At 73.7% G+C, this 4,685-nt stretch carries 5 protein-coding genes; all 5 read right to left on the bottom strand.

Annotated elements, in window-relative coordinates; all coding sequences use genetic code 11:
* Window positions 1–60: 60 nt before the first annotated feature.
* Window positions 61–918 carry a fumarylacetoacetate hydrolase family protein gene (locus MUU72_RS34930; RefSeq protein WP_248017486.1) on the bottom strand — a complete coding sequence of 286 codons (858 nt, stop codon included), beginning with the start codon at window positions 916–918 and terminating at the stop codon, window positions 61–63.
* A gap of 139 nt (window positions 919–1,057) precedes the next feature.
* On the bottom strand, window positions 1,058–2,044 hold the full coding sequence (locus MUU72_RS34925) for a YidC/Oxa1 family membrane protein insertase (protein WP_248017485.1): 987 nt from the start codon (window positions 2,042–2,044) through the stop codon (window positions 1,058–1,060).
* A 165-nt stretch (window positions 2,045–2,209) separates the two neighbouring features.
* Complete coding sequence (locus MUU72_RS34920; protein WP_248017484.1) at window positions 2,210–2,515, bottom strand: DUF6412 domain-containing protein; 306 nt, start codon at window positions 2,513–2,515, stop codon at window positions 2,210–2,212.
* A 250-nt stretch (window positions 2,516–2,765) separates the two neighbouring features.
* On the bottom strand, window positions 2,766–4,295 hold the full coding sequence (locus MUU72_RS34915; RefSeq protein WP_248017483.1) for a sodium:solute symporter family protein: 1,530 nt from the start codon (window positions 4,293–4,295) through the stop codon (window positions 2,766–2,768).
* Window positions 4,292–4,564: a DUF3311 domain-containing protein gene (locus tag MUU72_RS34910; RefSeq protein WP_248017482.1), complete on the bottom strand. Its 273-nt coding sequence runs from the start codon at window positions 4,562–4,564 to the stop codon at window positions 4,292–4,294. Before MUU72_RS34910 ends, MUU72_RS34915 begins: the two co-directional genes overlap by 4 nt.
* Window positions 4,565–4,685 lie beyond the last annotated feature (121 nt).

Below are 4,685 nucleotides of genomic sequence, written 5' to 3'. Positions count from 1 at the left end.
ACGCGCCGCAGGCGCACACGAAAGAACCCCCACGGCGGGAAAGCCGACAACGTGGTGAGATCAGGCAGCCGCAAGCCGCTGCCGCTGCCGCCCCAAGCCGTCGACCTCCAGCTCGACCACGTCGCCGGCCCGAAGATACGGCTTGGGCTCGGGCTGGCCCATCGCGACGCCCGCGGGGGTGCCGGTGTTGATGACGTCGCCGGGGTACAGCGTCATGAACTGGCTGACGTAGCGGACGACTTCGGCGACCGGGAAGATCTGGTCGGCGGTCGAGCCGTCCTGCTTGAGTTCGCCGTTGACCCAGAGGCGGATGCCCAGCGCCTGCGGGTCGCGGATCTCGTCGGCGGTCACCAGCCACGGGCCCAGCGGGTTGAACGTCTCGCAGTTCTTGCCCTTGTCCCACTGGCCGCCGCGCTCGATCTGGAAGGCGCGCTCGGACACGTCGTGCGCCACCGCGTAGCCGGCGACCGCCGCCAGCGCCTGCTCGTCGGTCTCCAGGTAGCGGGCGGTGCGGCCGATGACGATCGCGAGTTCGACCTCCCAGTCCGTCTTCTCGCTGCCGCGCGGGATGAGGACAGTGTCGTCGGGGCCGACCACGGTGTCCGGGGCCTTGAGGAAGATGATCGGTTCCTCGGGGGTGGCCGCGCCGGTCTCCCGGGCGTGGTCGTGGTAGTTCAGCCCGATGCACACGACCTTGCCTATCCGGCCGACCGGCGGGCCGATGCGCAGCCCGTCGGCGTCCAGGGCGGGGAGTTCGCCGGCGGCCTCGGCGGCCCGGATCCGGGCCAGTGCGGCGTCGTCCGCGAGCAGTGCGCCGTCGATGTCCGCGACGAGGCCCGACAGGTCCCGGAGCACGCCGGATCCGTCGAGCAGCGCCGGGCGTTCCGCCCCCACCGTTCCGACACGCAGCAGCTTCATCGTTACAACTCCCGTGGTCGAAGGGTCGGTCCGGAAGGGGTCCTTCCGGCCCGGCCGATGGGGGACGGCCATCGAGCGATTTGGCCGATCGTCCAAGAACGGGGTCCAGTCCGCAAGACCCCGTTCACGGACTGGACCGTTACTGAGGGGTAGTAACAATCGCGGCGGGACCCTTGCCGCGGTCCTCCGGGCCGGCCGCGGTGGTGGACGCGGCGGTCCGGCCGGCGGTGTTGGCCCGGGCCCGCGCCGCCTTCTGGCGCGCCGCACGGGTCTTGGGGCCGCCACGGCGTGCTGCCGGACGGGGGCCCCGGGGACCGTGCGGCGCGGACGGCGACGACGACGGCTGCGCCTGCGACTGCGACCGGGACGGCGACGGCGGCTGGGTGGCCGGGGCGGGCTCGGGGGCGGACGGCGCGGGGTTCTTCTTGTCGCGGTGCAGCAGGGCCCGTTCGCAGGCGGTCCAGGTCGTGGTGGTCACCATGTAGAGGCCGGCCGCCAGCGGTACCACCGCCACGGTGATCAGCGTGCCGAAGGACAGCAGCGGCATCAGCTTGCTCATCGCGGCCATACCGGGCGCCGCGTTCGCGGCGGGGGCCGGGGCCGCGGCCGCCGCCGCGCGGGCGCGCCGGTAGTTCCAGGTGGCGACCGCGGCGATCAGGGCGAACAGTGCGAGGTAGACCAGGCCCTGGGCCCCGAACACCCCGCCGTCGGCGAGCGCCTGGCGCCAGGTGCCGCCCAGCGGCGCGGCCAGCAGCGCATGGCCGGCCAGGGGGCCGTCGGCGCGGGTGAAGAGGTGGTACATCACGAAGAAGACGGGGAGCTGGAGCAGGGTCGGCAGGCAGCCGGCCAGCGGCGAGGAACCGTTCTTGGCGTAGAGGTCGGCCATCGCCTGCTGGAGGCGTTCGCGGTCGCCGCGGTAGGTGCGCTGGAGGGCGGCGACCTGCGGGGCGAGGGCGGCGCGGGCCTTCTCGCCGCGGGCCGCGGCCCGGGCGAGCGGGTGCAGGGCGGCGCGGACGCCGAGGGTGAACAGGACGATGGCTGCGGCGGTCGCCGCGGTGCCGAAGAGCGGTTCGACGGCGTGGGCGCCGCGCGCCAGCGCGTCGCCGAGGATACCGAAAACGGACATGGATGAGCCCTCCACGGGTCTCGTCGTGCCGGACGGAAGGAACGGCGTGACGAGCCGCGCGGACGCGCGCCGGCGCGGTGGCGGGACCGGGCGGGCCGGTGTGCCAGAGGTGTCCCCAAACGCCGGACGGGAGCCGTGCGTTGAGGGGGACGGGCGCCGGAGCGGCTACGCGGCCGCCGGGAGGGCGCGGCCGGGTGCTCGCGGGCGCGGGCGCCCGGCGGCGTCGGGGTCGCGTTGCGGCAGGAAGGCGGTACGGCGCTCGCGGTCGCGGATGGCCGTGCGTATGCGGCCCGGCGGTACGGGGCGGGCGCCGGCGGCCAGGGCGAGGGCGCTGCACAGCAGCAGCACCGCGGCGGTGGTCGCGGCGGCGGCCAGCGTCGTGGTCAGACCGGACTCGGCGAGCAGCAGCCCGGCGAGGAGGAAGAGCAGCGCGCTGGTGTAGAGCCGCCAGGCATCGGCGATGCGGTACATGTGGCGTCCCCCCTTTCCGCGCTCTCCCACGCCCCGATCGGTTGTCCGATCGGTCTCGCGTTCGACAGTCGATCGGCTCAAGAGTAACCGGTGGGGGGACGGAGCGGGCCCGGCCGGCCGGAGATTCACTCTCCGCGGTGAATCCTCCCCGGGCGGAACGAGACCGGGGGCTGCCTGGGCCGGGCCCGGCACCCCCGGCACCCCCGGCACCCCCGGCGTGGCCGGGAGTGCCGGGGCGCGGAGGGCGCCGCTACGTCACGGCGCTGCCGGCCTGATGGGCGTCCGGCGCGGTGGGGGCGGCGCGCGGGAACTCGTCGTCCAGGGCCAGGACCTCCGCGTCCGGCCGGTCGTCGGTGCGGTCCCGCGGGCCCAGCCACGTCACCGCCAGGGCCACCAGCACGTTCACCGCGAGGCCGGCCAGTCCCGCGTTCACGCCCCAGAGGGGGTCGTGGCCGCCGAAGACCAGGACGCAGACCAGCGTGAAGCCCGCCGCGAGACCGCTCACCGCCGCGTACAGCGTCAGCCGCCGCCACACCAGCCCCAGCAGGACCATCGGCACCAGCTGGGCCATGCCTTCGTAGGAGATCAGGGAGAGCCGGACGAGGGTGTTGGGCGCGGTGTAGGTGAGGAGCAGCGCGAGGGCGCCGGCGGCGACCACGACCAGCTGTGACCAGAGTTTCTGGCGGGACGTCAGGCGGGGCACCGCGCCCAGCACGCTGCGGCCCCACATCGTGCCGATGACCAGCATGAAGACCGCCATCGGCACGATCGAGGAGAGCGCCGCGGCGACCCCGATCACGCCGACCGCCCAGGCCGGCAGGGAGTCCACGACGAGCTTGAACAGCGCCAGGTTGGAGCCGGCGCCGGTCAGGCCGGGGACGACGAACAGCGCCGCCAGGCCCAGCAGCATCGGCACGTACAGCAGGACGTTGTAGAAGGGCAGGTAGAGGGCGTTGCGGCGGAGCGCGTCGGCATTGCGGGCGCCCAGGTAGCCGGCCACGGTCGTCGGGAAGATCACCACGGTCAGGGAGTTGATCAGGGTGGTGGTGATGAACCAGGTCTGGCCGAGGCCGCCGGAGGCGTGGCCGGGGAAGGTCAGCCACTGCGGCTTCTCGGCGGCGATCCGGTGCAGGAACGGACCGTAACCGCCGAAGTAGTGCAGCGGTACGTAGCCCGCGAGGAAGCCGAGGGTGGCGATGACCAGGATGTCCTTGAGGACCGACACCCAGGCGCTGCCGCGCAGCCCGCTGATCACGACGAAGCCGGTGGTGACCGCGAAGCCGATGAAGTAGGCCCAGTTGAGGCTGATCGCACCGTAGGAGATGGTCGAGACGACCACGCCCATGCCGGTGATCTGGAGCTGGATGTAGGGCAGCAGGCAGACGGTGGCGAGGACGGCGACGGCGGCGCCGAGCCAGGGGCGGCGGTAGCGGTGGGCGACGATGTCGGTCAGGGAGACCAGGCCGTGCCTGCGGGCGTAGGCCCACAGCATCGGGCCGACGACGTAGCCGATCGCGTAGCCGCAGGACATGTAGGCCAGGACGTAGAGCACGGGGGCGCCGAAGTTGTAGCTCCAGCCCGCCGCGCCGAGGTAGCTGAAGCTGGTGTAGCTCTCGCCGGCCATCAGCACCCAGATGAAGAGGGTGCCCAGGCTGCGGCCGCCCACGGACCACTCGGTCAGCCCGCCGCCGGAGCCCCGGCCGCGGACCGCGAGCAGCCCCAGGGCGACGGTCAGCACCATGAACGCGGCGAAGATCGCGGTGGCGACGGTGGCGTTCACCGGCGGCCCCCGCTCGGTCCGCCGCCGGCCGCCCCGGTGCCGCGGCCGTGGCCCCGGCGCAGGTCGCCGCGGCGGGCCAGCCACACCGCGGCCGGGGTCAGCAGGGTGGCCAGCAGCATCCAGAAGAAGAGGAACGGCAGGCCGAGAACGGTCGGGGTGACCCGGTTGACGAAGGGCAGCGCCCCCAGGAACAGCACGTACGGCAGCAGCAGCCAGAGCAGCGCGGGGCGCGTACGGGGGCCGGGGGGCGGCGAGGACTGGTTAGGCACGTGTCCAGACCTTAACGCTGACGCGTTTGCGGGGGGCTTCCCACGTTGTCGGGTTTCCCGCCGTGCGGGGTGCCTGTGCGTTGCGCCTCCGGCGCTCTGGGGCCCCTCGCTGCGCGGGGCG

The organism is Streptomyces rhizoryzae (genome assembly GCF_023155275.1).
Lineage (GTDB): Bacteria > Actinomycetota > Actinomycetes > Streptomycetales > Streptomycetaceae > Streptomyces > Streptomyces rhizoryzae.
Note: the sequence above shows the minus strand (reverse complement) of the source record. Positions and strands in the feature narration are given on the sequence as shown.

What these genes read in the sequence shown, in the direction of transcription:
- MUU72_RS34930 (WP_248017486.1), bottom strand. Translation starts at nt 918, where the DNA reads ATGAAGCTGCTGCGTGTCGGAACGGTGGGGGCGGAACGCCCGGCGCTG.
- MUU72_RS34920 (WP_248017484.1), bottom strand. Translation starts at nt 2,515, where the DNA reads ATGTACCGCATCGCCGATGCCTGGCGGCTCTACACCAGCGCGCTGCTC.
- MUU72_RS34925 (WP_248017485.1), bottom strand. Translation starts at nt 2,044, where the DNA reads ATGTCCGTTTTCGGTATCCTCGGCGACGCGCTGGCGCGCGGCGCCCAC.